At 45.3% G+C, this 16,008-nt stretch carries 20 protein-coding genes; 13 read left to right on the top strand and 7 right to left on the bottom strand.

Features of this window, described 5'->3' with window-relative positions; translation table 11 throughout:
- The 3 genes from JZU62_RS04855 to JZU62_RS04845 all read left to right on the top strand — a co-directional run.
- Positions 1-872: MoxR family ATPase (locus tag JZU62_RS04855; protein ID WP_295012461.1), on the top strand; the 872-nt coding region annotated here is incomplete at its 5' end.
- On the top strand, positions 872-2,023 hold the full coding sequence (locus JZU62_RS04850; protein ID WP_295012459.1) for a VWA-like domain-containing protein: 1,152 nt from the start codon (positions 872-874) through the stop codon (positions 2,021-2,023). The genes JZU62_RS04855 and JZU62_RS04850, both read left to right, overlap by 1 nt.
- Positions 2,024-2,043: 20 nt before the next feature.
- Complete coding sequence (locus JZU62_RS04845; protein ID WP_295012457.1) at positions 2,044-2,355, top strand: hypothetical protein; 312 nt, start codon at positions 2,044-2,046, stop codon at positions 2,353-2,355.
- 1 nt (position 2,356) lies between these two features.
- On the opposite strand, the gene JZU62_RS04840 is transcribed toward JZU62_RS04845, so the two are convergent.
- From JZU62_RS04840 to JZU62_RS04825, 4 genes are all read right to left on the bottom strand, one after another.
- Positions 2,357-3,481, bottom strand: a complete 1,125-nt coding sequence (locus tag JZU62_RS04840; RefSeq protein ID WP_295012455.1) for a hypothetical protein — start codon at positions 3,479-3,481, stop codon at positions 2,357-2,359.
- Positions 3,482-3,553: 72 nt separating this feature from the next.
- Positions 3,554-4,033, bottom strand: coding sequence for a hypothetical protein (locus JZU62_RS04835; protein ID WP_295012453.1), 480 nt, complete (start codon positions 4,031-4,033; stop codon positions 3,554-3,556).
- Positions 4,034-4,043: 10 nt separating this feature from the next.
- The gene (locus JZU62_RS04830; RefSeq protein ID WP_295012451.1) at positions 4,044-4,271 is read right to left on the bottom strand and encodes a hypothetical protein; all 228 of its coding nucleotides are present in this window, start codon (positions 4,269-4,271) and stop codon (positions 4,044-4,046) included.
- Entirely contained in the window at positions 4,264-4,659 is a 396-nt protein-coding gene (locus JZU62_RS04825; protein ID WP_295012449.1) for a NifB/NifX family molybdenum-iron cluster-binding protein, read from the bottom strand. The genes JZU62_RS04830 and JZU62_RS04825 overlap by 8 nt, the downstream gene beginning before the upstream one ends.
- A 96-nt stretch (positions 4,660-4,755) precedes the next feature.
- Here JZU62_RS04825 and JZU62_RS04820 point away from each other — a divergent pair, with 96 nt between their 5' ends.
- From JZU62_RS04820 to JZU62_RS04790, 7 genes are all read left to right on the top strand, one after another.
- Entirely contained in the window at positions 4,756-5,646 is an 891-nt protein-coding gene (locus tag JZU62_RS04820; protein ID WP_295012447.1) for a NifU family protein, read from the top strand.
- Between the two features lie 10 nt (positions 5,647-5,656).
- On the top strand, positions 5,657-6,103 hold the full coding sequence (locus JZU62_RS04815) for a hypothetical protein (RefSeq protein ID WP_295012445.1): 447 nt from the start codon (positions 5,657-5,659) through the stop codon (positions 6,101-6,103).
- A 10-nt stretch (positions 6,104-6,113) separates the two neighbouring features.
- Positions 6,114-6,488, top strand: coding sequence for a 4Fe-4S dicluster domain-containing protein (locus JZU62_RS04810; RefSeq protein WP_295012443.1), 375 nt, complete (start codon positions 6,114-6,116; stop codon positions 6,486-6,488).
- A 9-nt stretch (positions 6,489-6,497) separates the two neighbouring features.
- Entirely contained in the window at positions 6,498-6,875 is a 378-nt protein-coding gene (locus JZU62_RS04805) for a NifB/NifX family molybdenum-iron cluster-binding protein (RefSeq protein WP_295012441.1), read from the top strand.
- A 3-nt stretch (positions 6,876-6,878) separates the two neighbouring features.
- Positions 6,879-7,277 carry a 4Fe-4S dicluster domain-containing protein gene (locus tag JZU62_RS04800; RefSeq protein WP_295012439.1) on the top strand — a complete coding sequence of 133 codons (399 nt, stop codon included), beginning with the start codon at positions 6,879-6,881 and terminating at the stop codon, positions 7,275-7,277.
- Positions 7,274-7,618: a hypothetical protein gene (locus JZU62_RS04795; protein WP_295012437.1), complete on the top strand. Its 345-nt coding sequence runs from the start codon at positions 7,274-7,276 to the stop codon at positions 7,616-7,618. The genes JZU62_RS04800 and JZU62_RS04795 overlap by 4 nt, the downstream gene beginning before the upstream one ends.
- 94 nt (positions 7,619-7,712) lie before the next feature.
- Positions 7,713-8,024, top strand: a complete 312-nt coding sequence (locus tag JZU62_RS04790; protein ID WP_295012435.1) for a hypothetical protein — start codon at positions 7,713-7,715, stop codon at positions 8,022-8,024.
- Between the two features lie 2 nt (positions 8,025-8,026).
- Here the strand turns inward: JZU62_RS04790 and JZU62_RS04785 are convergent, their stop codons facing one another.
- The gene (locus JZU62_RS04785; protein ID WP_295012433.1) at positions 8,027-8,908 is read right to left on the bottom strand and encodes a DMT family transporter; all 882 of its coding nucleotides are present in this window, start codon (positions 8,906-8,908) and stop codon (positions 8,027-8,029) included.
- A gap of 82 nt (positions 8,909-8,990) precedes the next feature.
- Between JZU62_RS04785 and JZU62_RS04780 the strand changes: the two genes are divergently transcribed.
- Both JZU62_RS04780 and JZU62_RS04775 read left to right on the top strand, forming a co-directional pair.
- Positions 8,991-11,207 (top strand): SulP family inorganic anion transporter, encoded by a 2,217-nt coding sequence (locus JZU62_RS04780; protein ID WP_295012431.1) that lies wholly within the window; start codon positions 8,991-8,993, stop codon positions 11,205-11,207.
- Positions 11,208-11,299: 92 nt separating this feature from the next.
- A complete protein-coding gene (locus JZU62_RS04775) occupies positions 11,300-12,001 on the top strand; it encodes a pirin family protein (protein WP_295012429.1) in 702 nt (233 codons plus the stop codon).
- Between the two features lie 2 nt (positions 12,002-12,003).
- Here JZU62_RS04775 and JZU62_RS04770 read toward each other — a convergent pair whose 3' ends face one another.
- Positions 12,004-12,885, bottom strand: a complete 882-nt coding sequence (locus JZU62_RS04770; protein WP_295012427.1) for a diguanylate cyclase — start codon at positions 12,883-12,885, stop codon at positions 12,004-12,006.
- A gap of 56 nt (positions 12,886-12,941) precedes the next feature.
- Complete coding sequence (locus JZU62_RS04765; RefSeq protein ID WP_295012425.1) at positions 12,942-14,132, bottom strand: NifS family cysteine desulfurase; 1,191 nt, start codon at positions 14,130-14,132, stop codon at positions 12,942-12,944.
- 203 nt (positions 14,133-14,335) lie between these two features.
- Between JZU62_RS04765 and JZU62_RS04760 the strand changes: the two genes are divergently transcribed.
- On the top strand, positions 14,336-16,008 hold a 1,673-nt coding region (locus tag JZU62_RS04760; RefSeq protein WP_295012423.1), incomplete at its 3' end, for a glutamine--tRNA ligase/YqeY domain fusion protein.

Below are 16,008 nucleotides of genomic sequence, written 5' to 3'. Positions count from 1 at the left end.
ATATCGGATTTATCGATTTGCGCCTCTCACTCCTCGATCCGACCGATTTGCGGGGTATCCCTTTTTTTAACTCTAAAAATGACACGGCAATTTGGGCACCTCCGGCATTTTTGCCCGATGGCTCGCAGGAGAGAGGGATACTTTTTCTAGACGAGCTTAACACTGCCGCACCGATGGTTCAGGCCTCAGCGTATCAGCTGATTTTGGATCGTAAAATCGGTGAGTATCGTCTCCCTGATGGGTGGGCGATTGTGGCGGCGGGGAACCGTGAGAGCGATCGCGGTGTGGTGTTTCGGATGGCGGCGCCTCTGGCGAACCGATTTGTCCATTTGGAGATGGAGGCGAATGTCGAGGATTGGCGTAACTGGGCTATGGGAGCGGGAATCGAACCCTCTATCATCGCTTACATCTCCCACCGTCCCGATGCTCTGTTCGTCTTTAATGCCGAGAGTAGATCGTTTGCCACACCGCGCACATGGCAGTACGTTCATGATATCATGGCTTCCAATCCCGAAGAGGATTTGGTGATGGCAATGGTTAGCGGAGCTATCGGTGAGGAGTTGGCGGCGTCGTATCTAGGGTTTCGCCTCGTTGCCTCACAGCTTCCTGATTTGGACGCGATTATGGAGGGGACGTGCATGGATGTGCCGAGTGACCCATCGGCTCTTCATATTCTCAGCACGGCACTCACGATGCGGGTAAATGATTACACGGGGAGTAAAAAGCTGAACAATCTCATCACCTATACCCTTAAACTCCCCGGTGAGTTTGCCGTGATGATTATCCAAGACCTCCGAGCGCGTAAAATCGAACTTGACCACGTCGAGAGCTGGCCTCTGTGGATGCGCCAGTTTAATACACTGCTACGATAATGAAGAGTGACGAACTGCTCCTCAGAGCGAAAAGCCTTTTGAGCGTCAAATATCCTTATTTTGGGATGCTCGCTTCACGACTCAATTTTGAGCCGAGTGAGGATGTTTCAGGATACGCCAGTAACGGGAAACGGTTTATCTACAATGGTGAGTTTTTAGAACGTCGAAGCGTGGAGGAGGTGATGTTTATCCTTACCAACGCTGTCATGCACCATGTCCTCGCCCATCAGCAACGAAAATTAAACCGCAGAGGTCGGCTTTGGCAGTTAGCGACCGATTACGCGATCAATAATCTCCTCTCCAAAAGCGGTCTGCATATCCCACAAGGGGCAAACTACAACAAAGAATATGAGGGGATGTACGCCGAAGAGATTTATGATGCACTGAAAAATGATTTAAATCTCGGTGAGGTGGATGCGTTTGGGGAGAGTGGCGATAGTACGCCACAAAATGCTACGATGGAGCAAGAAGCGGATGATTCCCAAGGTTTTGCCAACATCGAGGGATTCGCCGATGAGATGGATACTGCGGATGAGTTGGAATGGCAATACGCCGCATCCATCGCGCAGGAGGTTGCACAGCGTAAGGGGGCAATGCCGTTAGGATTAGAGCGGTTAGGTAAAAAGGTAAAGCCCAGCGATGTGGATTGGCGGTTTGAACTTTACAATGCGGTCAATCGCCACATGCGCAACAACTACGCCTTTATGCCTCCGAACAAAAAGCATATCCATCGCGGAATCGCACTCCCCTCGCTTACCAGTGATACGTTGAGTTTGTGTGTGGCTATCGACACGAGCGGCTCTATCGACGATCAGATTTTGGGGGCGTTTATGGAGGAGTTTAAAACCATCATGCAAAACTTCCCCTCGGTCAAAATCGAACTCATCATCGCCGATACCAAAGTCCACGCCCATCACACGTTCCAAGGGGGCGAACGGATGGATTTTCGCCTGAAAGGGGGAGGGGGAACCGATTACCGCCCGACCTTCGATTATGTCGAGGCGAATTTGCCGATGACGACAATGTTGCTATATTTCACCGACGGAGAGGGTTCATACCCTCGTATTCCGCCGAATTATGAAGTATTATGGGCATTATCGCGAAAAGCGAAAGTGCCGTTTGGTAGAGGGTTGGTTATTGTTGATACGTAAAAGAGATTGTATAATTCCGTATGAAACAAAAACTACACGCTAAAGCTCGTCAAATTGCTCAGAATCCCGCTACTAAACGGGCATTGATCTCTATGAAACCCGAAAAGTCAGTATGGGGATTTTTCGGAATCATCTTCTTTTTTATTGTTCCTGAGATTATCGCTTTTCTATGGGGTATCGAAATTACTGCGTATGCACAAGAGGAGCTTCTTCATGCACCTGCACTGATCGAGAAGTCTTATCTCGATATGCTTGTGATGCTTTTTGAAGACGGGGGAAGCTGGTTTAATCTCGCCATCGGTGCGGCGTTACTGATTTGGTTCTTTTTTTAAATTAACGAGTTTGCTCATCATTGAGATTGGAGATCTCTGTAAGATCCGTTAATGGGTCGATTGCCGGTTCGGGGGGGAAAAGTTCAGTCCACTTTTGGAATGTCTCTTTGTAATCGACACTTCCCGAATGCTCAGGACTGAGGGTAAACTGTGGATCGTTAAAGCTATTGAGTCGTGTGATATTTTCGATGCCGAGTGTGAACTCTTCTTCTTTATCGGAAGCGTTGATCTGAGATTGAATCAGAGCAATTTGCCCCTCTGTTGTGATACCGAAATCAAATGTGAGTTGAAGATTCATATTTTCTGTAAGAGTGGATAGTTGTTTAGGGTCACTAAAGAGCATATATGACCCATATGCCTCTTTGGTGAGCATCGATTCAGTGTACATTTTTTGCACCAAGGCATCGGTTATGGTTAATATCAGTGTCATCGATTGGTTACGATCCAGTGTAAGATGGACTTTTTGTACACTGCCGGAGAATTTTTCTTTGGGGGAGAGCGGTACATACGTAAAAAGCGATGGGTTCAGATTGGTAAATGCTTTTAGGGTTCCCTCTTTCATAGCCGAGTTGATGCTTCGTACTTTGTTTTCATCAAATTGGCTTAGGGACTCTTCTCCTAACGCAGAACTGATGAGGGTGTCATTGAGATCAAATCGGATAAATTTCCCTTCATCGGATTCGTCCATCGGGAAGATAGTGTTGAGGAATGTTTTTCCCATGTAGAGAGTTTTTGTAGAATAGTCGAACAAAAATGGGAGTTTAACGGAGACTTCGACATTGTCACGGTTGTAATGAAAATCATATGTCGATTCCGTTTTTATAGCATGGGAATAATCAACTGCACCCGCAATCCCTAATGAGAAACCTCGGATAACATCGATCCCTTTTTGCAGATAAATAGAGTTACGGGTTGAGTCTGTTTCTGAGGCATTCGTATCCGATTTCGGAATAGTCATTTTTGTGATACGGGTGGATGAATCATAGTTATAGCCTGAAATCTCAAACGTTTTATTCATAGCATTTGTTAGTGACTCATGTGGTGGCAGTGTTGCTGTTGTACATCCGCTAATCATGAGAGCAGATAACAACAAGCTGTTCCATTGAAGAAAAGGTTTTAGAAACATACAATAACTCCTGCAAATTAATATTTTTAAATTATAGCATTGATAATTAAAAACTAATTTATTAGGGGGCAGTTATAGCCCTTTGAGTGCTTCGTTGATCTGCTCCAGAGCCAATTTCTTGGCATTTTCAACCTCTTTGTTATCCCACCAGTACTCGATGATGGCATGTTCGATCTGCTCTAGCTGATCCATACGGAGGTTGGCGAACGCTTCATACGAGCTTACCTCTTCGGGGGTTATCCCTTTTGCACCGGCAACTTTAATGATCGTTTCAACGATACTCTCTTCGAGAGGTTTTGGGCTGATCTCAAGACGGGCTTGATCGATCCATGCGCGAATCTCCTCTTCGAGATAGTCGTGCCCCCATACTTGGTAGCATAGAACACGATTGGGGCTATAGACTATCTTTTCCTCTTCCCCTAACACATCGCTTACTTTTACGGTGCCATCATAGAGATAGACTTCGATACGTTCGTTTTCGCGCAGTGTACATGCCCGTTCAAATGCCACTTTAGCGTGTTTTAGTAGTTCACTTTTTAGATTTTCATTCATAATAGGCTCCTTAGGATGCAATAGATTTAGTGTTATGATAATCCCAAAGACGTTTATAATGGCTGTCGAGTTCGCTGAGGGTTGAATCAACCGTGATGAGTTCGTTAGTACGTTCGAACCGTTTGCTGTGTGCTTCGTACCACTGTGCCATCTCTGTTTTAAGGCTGTTGCGTTTGGCGACAGTTTCGGCGATGAGTCTACGAATCTCTTCCATTTCGTTTGTGATGATCTCAGCCATGGGTGCACCCACATTCACACGCCCCCGCAGCGGTACCGGGATCGAGAAATTCTTTGGCATTTTCGGGGGTAACACGAATGAGAGAATTAGAGAGGGAAACATCAATCGCTTGATTCAGCGGGATAGCTTCTGTTCCCAACCAATATACTTCCATCCCTCCGCGAACCATGACATGAAACGGTCCGTCTCCCAAAAATCCGTATACGGCACTCGAAGCACCTTGCTCTAACAAAAATGATGCGGTTTTGATACCGTTGCCGCACCCTTTGTTTGGAACAATAGTTGATTGTCTGTTTTTTGGATCAACCAATGCAAAAAATGGTGCATTGCCGAAGAGTTTGGTACTCATCGTATCACAGCTATCTGATTCTACGGGGATGGCTATCATCAGGTCTCCTTTGGATCGAATTGATAACCTCTATGCATTTTTTATTCATGTGTTTAGAACGGCAATTGCAAGGAGGTTATATAAAAAGAGTCAGACATGGATGAGCTGCGAACCCATTATCACTATTTCAGCAATGAAGAGGGGGACGGTTATGAAATTTACAGCTGTGATTTTCCCGACGTAAAAGGGTTCGGTGAAACCTATGAGGAAGCAATGTCTGATCTGCGTAGAAATTTGAAACGAAATGAGGAGAAGAATATGGAAGCACAATCATTGATGGAGACGGCTATCACCGCTTATGATCAGAAAGATTATCTAAAAGCTAAAGCGATTTGGGAATCCCTTAGTGCGACGAATGCTGATGCGATGGTGAATCTGGGAACGCTCTACGTCAAAGGGTTTGGTGTTCCAAAAAATATCCAAACTGCGTATGCTCTGTTTAACCGTGCCGCCGAGCTAGGGCATGAGAGTGCTTCGTTTTATCTGGGCGGTATGTATGAGAACGGGATTGGTGTTGTTGCTGATAAAGAACAATCGATCCGATATTACACGGTAGCAGCAGAAGCGAACATGCCAACCGCGCAACTCAAACTGGGAATCTTACTCCGTAACGATGATGTTCTAAACTCTATGAAATGGATGATCCGCGCCGCCCATGCGGGGGAAGCACAAGCCCACTCTCTCCTAACGTATGTGAGCAATCAAAACAGTGCTAACGACATAAATGTCGCATTTCGGATGATGGATGAAGCTCACCAATACGCCAAAGTAGAGATGGTGATTCGAGATAATCTCGCCCCAATCCTCGCGAGTGACGGGGGCGGGGTAGAACTTGTCAATTACGTGAGTGGTGATACCCCTGAAATATGGCTCCGTTATCTGGGTGCGTGTTCGGGATGCCATTTAGGGCCTACCTCTACGGCGGGGATGATTTTGGAGCAGTTTGAAAATGTTATCGATAAAAAAATAGTCATTTATCTCTGGTAAGGAGTTTTCAATGAATACCTTTAGCGCAAAAGTCGAAGATATCAAAAGTGATCCATTTTTTAGTTGCATCACGGTACGTGCTAATGATACTGAATTAAAACTGCTCAAAACCGAAGCACCCAAATGGCTCCGAGTCGGCGATGAGGTCGAGTGTCGTATCCAAGAAGCGGCGATAGCAATCTGTAAGGGAGCCAAAGAGGGGAGTGTCTCCATTGAGAACCATCTAGCAGGTGAACTGCAACATTTTCGTAAGGGGTTGGTGCTCAGCGAAGTCTCTGTCGATACCCGGTGCGGAAAATTTAACTCACTCATTACGACCGATGCGTTCGAGCGGATGGAACTTTGTGAGGGGTGTAATGTGACACTGCTGTTAAAAGCGGTCGATATCAAACTCACACCGTTGTTGGATTCGACCTCGTATGAAAAATGCAAAGAAAAATTATATCAAGCCACATAAGGAGCAAAAAATGGCTGTATTAATAACTGATTCTTGTATTAACTGTGATGCGTGTATCGATGAGTGTCCTGTAAGCGCAATCGCGAGTGAGGGTGATTCTCCGCGTGAAGATTGGGAGTATACCTACGTAAAACCGGAAAAATGTATCGAGTGTGTCGGACATGCGACTACACCTGCCTGTGCGGCAGCCTGTCCTACAGAGGGGTGTATCGTGTGGGATATGCCATATACAGCCGAGTTCAACGACTATTACGTTAACAGCTCAGAATATGTTATCAGCGAGTCGAAAAAACGTGGGTTGCTTTCACCTGAAGTAGCACCGCAAACCTTCCGTGATGATATCTCTATCGCCGCTCGCGAAGCACGCGAAGCGGTAGCGGTTTAAGGCTCTGTTATGCTCATCGCATTTGCCTCTACTGACGGTGTGAGCGTAAATCAGCACTTTGGGTGGTCTAAGAGTTTTGAACTCTATCGGATTACCGAAGAGAGTGCCGAATATGTCAAAACACTGGATAGTTCCGAAGATGCGATTGAGGATGAGCACGAAAAATTAGCCTACAAAATCAGCACGATCAAAGAGGCGGATATTCTTTATTGTTCTGCGATAGGACCTACCGCTTCAAAAATGGTGCTGGCTTCGAAAATTTATCCTGTGCGTTCAGGGGAAAATGATCGAATCGATGAGACGATCATTAAACTGCAAGAGCTAATGTTGGGCAATCCGCCACCGTGGTTACTCAGAATCGTACACACTTCTAAAGATAAGGAATAAGTTATGGCTGTTATTATTAACGATACCTGCATCACCTGCGATGCGTGTTTACAACAATGTCCCGTCAATGCGATTGTGGACGATATGAGCAATCCGACGGGAAAAAAACAATACTACGTGCAGCCTGACAAATGTGTTGAATGTGTTGGTATTTACGATGATCCTCAATGTGCGGCGATTTGTCCGAGTATTGGATGTATTACGTGGGATATGCCATTCACCACAGAGTTTGACGAACACTTCCGCAACGAAGAGATATATAAACTCGGTCTCAGCAAAGATGGCAAACTCAAATCTCCGACCTATAAAGCAAAAAGTTTCCGTGAGGATATTCCCCTAAGCGAGCGCGGTATCGGAAAACTGGTTCAAGAAGAGCCTGAAGAGATGCATGAAGTCGGATGATGACTCCCATCGCAAAAGTAGCCGTAGGTCTTGACGTATTTGCGTGCGATTGTTCGGTAACGGTTGCTTTGAAAATTGTCGATGATTCGTGTAAAATGGATGATGAACAACGTTTTATTTTTATGTCGCTTTATGACGCTATTTCACCGTATGAGAGTGCACTATTCGATGATTTTATTCATACTCTTATCGCTCGGATGCGTGAAAATCCTACAGCAATGCTATATGCACAGGTTAAACAAGAACGCGAACGTGCAATGGGAATAATTACGCAGGAAAAAATGAAAATATTCAAAGCTTCGGTTCGAGGCTCACTTCTTATTGCGCAACATACGGCATAATACTTCTCGCTTCTCCTCTAATTCAGTTTGTTTAAAAACGATTAACAAAATATGATAAGATACGTTAACTAAATTACTTTTTGGAGATACAAAGATGCGACCGATTGTATATGCTTTTGTTTTTGCTGTCGTCTTTTTGATTTTTAAAGCATTTTTTTTGGATGAATATATTGTTAAGCATTATGGTGATGATGCTAATACTACGGCAGAAGTTAATGTTTCTGCAGAAGCTACTGTAGCACCTGCACAACCGCAAACAGTGACTCAACCTAAGGTGACTGCCCCTAAAGAAAATATTTTAAGTGATGTTACACCGGAGAAACAAGAGGAAAATCAAAAAACTGAAGATAAAAAAATGCCGTTGGATAAACTCGGAGATTCATTGTCCAAGCATATCAAACTATAGTTTTATTTTACTCGTGAGAGTAAAACTCCACTGAGTATAATCATCACGCCCCCTCCGATTACCATCGGTGTTGGGAGTACATCTCCCAACAACACCCCGAAAAATGTTGCGAAGAGGACGACCGAATAGCTCACCGTACTCACAACGCCTGCTTTAGCGTAAAAATAAGCACGGGTCATATAAATCTGCCCATACGCCGCCGCAACTCCCATTAAAACAATCCATAACCAATCTATACCTATTGGCATCGTAAAGGGATTCAATGCAAAGGCAAACAGCTCTGAGGTTATGTGCTCTGCCATAATCATGAGCACCATAGGGATCACGACCCCTGATAGCATAAAGGAGAGGACGACGGTGCGCTCATCGTAATAAGCTTTTAGACTTCGGACACTTGTATAAGCGATTGCAGAGAGAAAGCCGCATAAAATTCCCATGATATGCAGATATCCCATCTCCATTCCACTCAGCATTGCTACCCCCGCAAATCCGATAAAAACAGCCATGAGAGCATTTGGTTTGAGTTTTTCCCCCAACACCAAAAATGCGAGAAGTGCGGTAAAAATCGGCTCCGTTTTGGCATAAACGATAGCATTGGAGAGGGATGTAGCACTGACAGTATAGAAAAATGCCAGCAGGGCAACGGTTCCGACCACCCCTCTAAAAATGAGGGTAAAGGGCTTACCGCCGATATTTCGGATCGGTTTATAGAGGATAAATGCTCCGATGAGAGCCAATCCGATCGCATTACGCCAAAAAGTTACTTCAACGGAGCCCATTGAGCTTGAGAGGAGTTTGGCAAACACCATCGTCAGAGCAAATAAAAAAGAGGCGATAAGCATAGAGAGTATGCCGAGTCGCGTGTTGGTTTGGGATGAAATCATGGCGTGATTGTAGCATGGAAATTTGATCGGTATGTAACACAAAACTGTTTTTAGGGTACAATAAAACATATTTATGATTTGAATGTGTATTGGATTAGGGCAGATGTTTAAAAAAGATAACTTTTCAGGTGATTTTTGGGGTGGAACGGCGGCGATGCTTGTAGCATTGCCTGCCGCAATTGCGTTTGGTGTAACGATTTATGCGGTGATCGGAGGACACTACGGAGCTTATGGTGCGGTTGCCGGTATTTTGGGTGTTGCAGCTATGGGTGTAGTTGCTTCACTCATGGGGGGGACGGAGAGATTGATTTCGGCACCTAGTGCTCCGGCTGCTGCCGTTTTATCGGCATTTGCTTTGCACTATATTTCTCAAGATATCGGTCCTGATTTGGTTTTCGTCATGCTAATGATTGTTGCATTATTAGCAGGGTTGTTTCAAATTGGTTTCGGTGTAATCGGATTAGGAAAACTGATCAAATATATGCCGTTTCCCGTTGTTAGCGGTTATCTTAGCGGAGTAGGGCTCTATATTATTGCGGCGCAATCTCCTATTTTTTTAGGGCTTCCCCAAGGAACCCATTTTTGGGATTCGTTTCACATTATAAATGCGTGGCAATGGCAGAGCATTGTTGTCGGATTTGCCACAATCGTATCTATGTTTTTGGCGGATAAAATCTTAAAAAATATACCGGCTGTTATTACGGCACTTTTGGTGGGAATAGGTGTTTATTTTACTCTTGGTTTGTTCGATCCGGCATTGTTTCAGCCTAACAACGCTTTTGTAATTGGAGAGCTTGGGGGAAGTGGCGGAATTAATTTTATCGACACGTTTATAGGTCGTTTTGAAAATATTCACTATTTTAGCTGGAATGAAATGGGACTCCTCTTTTTTCCTGCTTTGACATTAGCCGCACTCCTCTCTATCGATACCCTTAAAACCTGTGTGATCCTCGATTCAATGACCCACTCGTTTCATAACTCCAACAAAGAGCTTATAGCCCAAGGCTCCGGTAATGTGGTCTCAGCATTGATCGGAGGTATGCCGGGTTCTGGGACGATGGGTGCGACTATGGTTAACATTTCCAGTGGAGGAAAAACACGCCTCTCAGGATTGATTGAGGGGATTATGGCAGTAGTCGCCTTTGTCGTTTTAGGTGCATTTATTGCATGGATTCCGGTTGCTGCATTAGCAGGGATTTTGATGGTTATCGGTTTTAGAATGATCGATAAACACAGTATTGATCTCCTCAAATCTCGTCAAACCATGCTCGATTTTTTTATCATTGTATCGGTGGCTATTACTGCACTCACTGTGAGTTTGATTGCCGCTGCGGGTGTGGGGCTTGTCCTCGCAATAGTACTCTATATTGTTCAGCAAATCGGTGCTTCTGTACTGTATCGTCGTATCGATGGAATAGAGGCGAGAAGCAAGATTGTTCGAGGGAGAGAAGAGGAGACTCTTTTGTCGAGAGAAGGGGATATATTTTCCGTGTATGAACTGCATGGGAGCCTCTTTTTCGGGACAGCAAATCAGCTCTATACGATGCTTCAAGAAGATTTACAATCCAAGAAATACATTATTATGGACATGAAGCGAGTACAGACGGTTGATTTGACGGCGGCGCATATTTTATTACAAATAAAAGATATTCTTCATGATCGAGACGGCTATTTGTTGTTATGTCGGTTACCTCATAAACTCCCCTCTGGAGATGATTTGGAGAGCTATTTTAATCAGGTCGGATTACTGAAACATTTGAGTCCGATCAAAGTTTTTGATGATTTGGATGATGCGATCGAGTGGACCGAAAATAAGATTATCAAAGAGGGGATCTTAGAGAAAAAAGGGGAAAACGCTTTAGATATGAGCGATTTTGATCTGTTTCGTGGGCGAAAAGAGGAGACGTTGGAAGAGTTGCGGAATTTGGCTGAGATGAGAAGTTATAAAAAAGGGGATATTATCTATTCTGAAGGGGAAGGAAAGGGTGAGATTTTTCTCATTCGACGCGGTTCGGTGCGAATTATGCTCCCTTATGTAGGACGGAAAAGTGTTCATTTGAGTACATTGGGACAACATAACTTTTTTGGAGAGTTCTCCTTTTTAGAGGGGGCACCACACTATACAGACACTATTGCCGGAAGCGATACCGATTTGTATTGTATTTCTCGTGAAGCTTTTGATCAGTTTTCAAAACAGCATAAAAAAGCAGCGCTTCACTTTATGCAGAGTCTTGCGGCGGTTTTGGCGGAGAGATTACGGTTGACCCGTTCGGAACTGGGTGCCGAGTATGATGTTTAATAAAAGTTTATAGTTAGAGTGCTAGAATAGTTTTAGAATAGATCCGAATATCTAAAGAGTGAAATTATCTCTTTTAGGAAAAGGGGTTATACGTGGAAGTAACTTTACATCGATCCGGCAAATACAGCATATCTGAAAAAGCTTCCTTTCTTAATCATTGTGATACTCATCTTAGTAAACCAAATCGTCTCGGGGCATTGTGTCTTTTAAATGAGACAGAAATTGAGCCGTTGGGGAGCTGTGAAGTTAATCCCCATTGCGACATTGGAATTGTAACTATAGTTACTCACGGTTTATTAGAACACAAAGATACTGATGGTAGTCGTGGAGTGATAAAAGCCGGGCAAATCCAGTATATTACAGCTGGAGATAATTTACGTCTTTTAGAACATAATCCCTCTGCTATTGAGAAAACAAAACTATTGCAGCTTTGGATTATCCCGCGTAAAAAAGGGTTTATGACCCGATATGAACAGCGTAACTGTGATATGGACAGATTTAACCGCTGGGCACTCATTATCAGCGGAAACGGGCGTAAAAACTCACTGAGGGTAGAACAAGATGTAACGATTCGGGTATCCCATCTTTTTATGGGGCACACGTTAGTCTCCGATCCTACACAAGTGGGATACGGACGGCTTTTGTTTGTCCTCGATGGGGAAGTAAATGCATGCGGGCATACCCTCAGAGGGCGCGATGAGCTTCATGTGATCGGTGATGAGGCGTTTGAAATCACGGCTAATCGAGACGCTCATCTGTTTTTGATTGATGTCCCGATGAGTGATTTTGAATAGAGTTAGAGCAGGGTAGTTTGTGAGGAGTTCGATTGGTGCAGTGCTTTTTCAGCGCGCTCAATTATGTCTGAAATCGCTTCATTATTAATTTGTACCGCAGTTCCGAGTCGCATACTGATCGTTTTGAGATTTTCAAAAGGCTCTTCTCGCATGACACTGAGCAGTTTTCGGCTGAATTTCATAGCATTGTCCGACCCGTCGATTAGATAAGCTAATAAAAAAGTTTTTTTCTCCCACCGTACCAACATATCGCTTTGTCGGATATTGCATTTGATACTGGAGGTAAAATCATGCAGGTATTTGTCCGCTTCGCTATCAGATGACATCAACTCGATCATCGTAATACCCACCGCTTTTTCATTAAACTCCGCAGCATTTAGGAAGCTTTTTGAGGTGTGGACAAAATAATCTTTGTTGAATGCACCGCTCTCTTTGTTGATACTGACATCGTTTTCTATCATAATTCGCTTGATAAGATCTTGTGAGATATCGGTAAATGAGACAATAGAATATTCCTCTATCGGTGTTTCAACAGCAACAGAAAACGCATACGGTTCCGCTTTATAGTTGATCATACTGACGATTCGATCACTCTCGCTCAACTTCATAATCGAAGTTGTCCATTCATCAGGATTTTCAGCTTTACCGGGATGGAAATAGGCTTCATGGGGGACAAAACGGTTAGGGAGAGAGCTGAATTCACGGAGAAACATTTTTACGGTAGGCATGTTGGTAAATTCTTGAAATGCTTTGTTAAAAAGAACCGGATTGTTTTGATAGAGGAGTACGATTAGATTTTTTTGAGTATCAATCGCCGATTGAAACAGTTTATGGCACACGTTATCCGGATCGGTCGAAAATATTTCATTGTGCGATAGAGACATTAAAGCCCTTTAAATAGATTCGTACAATAATAGCATACTAGAAACGAAAAATAGCCTTATACAGCTACTTTTTCGTTCGTGTAGGCGTAGGTAGAGGAGATAGAGCGCAGACGTTCCGCCGCTTTGATAAATACGTCGATGGTGTAGTCGATTTCATCCACAGTGGTAAAACGGCTGAGGCTGAGGCGGATCGCCGTGTGGGCGAGTTCAGGATCTTCCCCGATAGCACTCATGACAGGATTGGCTTCGAGCGATTCGGAAGCGCACGCACTCCCCGTAGATGCCGCGATCCCCGCACGGTTGAGATCCCATAGCATCGATTCCCCCTCGATACCGCGTAGAGATATGAGGATGGTGTTCGGAGTACGGCGACCACGATCACCGACGACGATGGTATCGGGAAGCTGAGAGATAGCGTCTTCGAGACGATCACGCAGTGCTCGCACATCGCTGTTCATTTTTGCCAAATGTCCGACCGATTGTTTCATCGCCAGCCCCATACCGATGATGTAGGCGACGTTGAGAGTTCCCGCACGCTTGCCCCCCATTTGTTCCCCGCCGTGGAGGAGATTTGGAAGTTCAGACCCTTTTTTGACATACAATCCGCCGATCCCTTTTGGCCCGTGGAATTTGTGGGCGGAGAAGGTGAGATAATCGATCGGTGTTGCAGTGAGATCCACTTTGACTTTTCCGATCGCTTGTACCGCATCGGTGTGGAATAAAATCCCCCGCTCTTTTGCGAGTGCGGCTACCTCTTCGACGGGAAAGATCATCCCCGTTTCATTGTTCGCCCACATCATAGAGATGAGGATTGTTTTGTCGGTGATCGCCGCCGCGACACGTTCGGCACTGACATAACCGAACTGATCGACATCGACGAATGTGATCTCAGCTCCGTTATCTTCGAGGAAGTGGAGGGTTTCGAGGACTGAAGGGTGCTCGACGGCAGAGGCGATGATATGGTTTTTGCTCGGATCGCGAAGAATGTGTTTGAAAAAGACACCTTTTAGGACGGTGTTGTTACTCTCGGTCGCACATGAGGTGATGAGGATGTCATCGGCATCGGGAGCGTTTAGGGCATCGTACATATTGCCCATCGCTTCGTTTAGATAAGGGCGCACTTCGATCCCGTATTGGTGGAGGGAGTTCGGGTTACCGTAGAGCTCTTCGAAAAAAGGCTGCATTTTTACTTTTACGATAGGGTCGAGCTTTGTGGTGGCATTGTTATCTAAATAGACGCGTTTCATAGATAGTCCTCATAATGTCGGTTAATATGAGGAGAGATTGCAAGATTTGTTCGAGAGAAGGATTTAATATATTATCCTAAGTATTGCTGACTTTTTCACCATTGTTTTACGGGAATCTACTACATACTATCGTTATAATTGGACTTATTTGATAAAATACGGATTTTAAAGAACAGTATTACTATTGAGAAGGTTTTAGAGCAATGAGCAGCGAGAGCAAAGATTTTTTACGCACCATCGTCGAAGAGGATTTACACGCGGGTAAATACAGCGAAGTTGTAACCCGCTTTCCCCCCGAGCCAAACGGCTTCCCCCACATCGGACACGCCAAATCTATCGCGATCAATTTCGGGATCGCGCGGGACTATAAAGGGCATTGTAATCTTCGGATGGATGATACCAACCCCACGACAGAAGACACCCGCTACGTCGAAGCGCTCAAAGATGCCGTAGAGTGGTTGGGATTTCAGTGGGAGGGGAATGTTCGCTATACGTCGGATTATTTCCCTGAACTCTATCAATACGCTATTGAGCTTGTCAAAATGGGCAAAGCCTACGTCGACAGCCTCACCGAAGAAGAGATCCGTGAGTATCGCGGAACGGTGATGGAAGCGGGACGCCGCAGCGTCTATGCTGAGCGGAGCGTCGAAGAGAATCTCGATCTCTTGGAGCGGATGAAAGAGGGCGAATTCAAAGACGGTGAACACGTTCTACGTGCCAAGATCGACATGAGTGCGGCGAATATGAAGATGCGCGATCCGCTCCTCTACCGTATCCGTCACGCCCACCACTACCGCACGGGTGATGCGTGGAATATCTACCCGATGTACGACTACGGTCACTGTATCTCCGATTATCTCGAAGGGGTGACCCACTCGATCTGTACGCTGGAGTTTGAAAATAACCGTGACATCTATGACTGGGTACTCGATACGCTGGGGTTGACATCACCGCGTCCGTATCAGCATGAGTTCGCACGGCTGGGGATCAATTACACCGTTATGAGTAAGCGAAAGCTCCTCGAACTGGTCAACGAGAAATACGTCAGCGGCTGGGACGATCCGCGTATGTCGACCATCGCAGGGCTTCGTCGACGCGGGTATACCCCTGAGTCGATTTTGAACTTCTGTCATCAGATCGGTATCGCCAAAGCGAACTCGATGGTCGATGTGGCACAGCTCGAATTTTGTATCCGAGACGATCTCAATACCAAAGTACCGCGTGTGATGTGTGTTCTCGACCCGCTCAAAGTGACGATCGAGAACTATGAGGGGAGTGAAGAGCTCGACGCCTCGTATTACCCTGAGGATGTGCCGAAAGAGGGGAACCGAAAACTGCCGTTCTCCCGCTATATTTACATCGAACGTGACGACTTCAGCGAGAACCCCCCTGCGGGCTTTTATCGTCTCACCCCTGAACAACCCGTGCGCCTCAAACACGCCTATATCATTACCTGCAAAGAGGTGATCAAAGACGGCTCGGGGAACATCACGGAGATCATCGCAACATACCATCCCGACTCCAAAAGCGGTTCCGATACGAGTGGTATCAAGGTCAAAAGTGCGATCCAATGGGTTGAAGCCAACACCGCAAAAACGGTCGAGGTGCGACTCTATGATCGTCTCTACACCTGCGAAGCACCGGAGGGGGTCGAAGATCTCAATCCTGATTCGCTCAAAGTGATCAAAAATGCGCTGGTTGAGCCTGCTCTCATCAGTGAAAAACCGGATGTTCGTTTCCAGTTCGAGCGTCAGGGGTATTTTTATGCTGATCCGATCGACTATACCGACGAAGCACCGGTATTCAACAGAATCGTAGGGCTGAAAGACTCGTGGAACAAAAAGAACAAAGCGGATGAGGGCACAGCCAAGCCAGA

The sequence above is a fragment of the Sulfuricurvum sp. genome (assembly GCF_019163035.1).
Classification (GTDB): Bacteria; Campylobacterota; Campylobacteria; order Campylobacterales; family Sulfurimonadaceae; genus Sulfuricurvum.
Note: the sequence above shows the minus strand (reverse complement) of the source record. Positions and strands in the feature narration are given on the sequence as shown.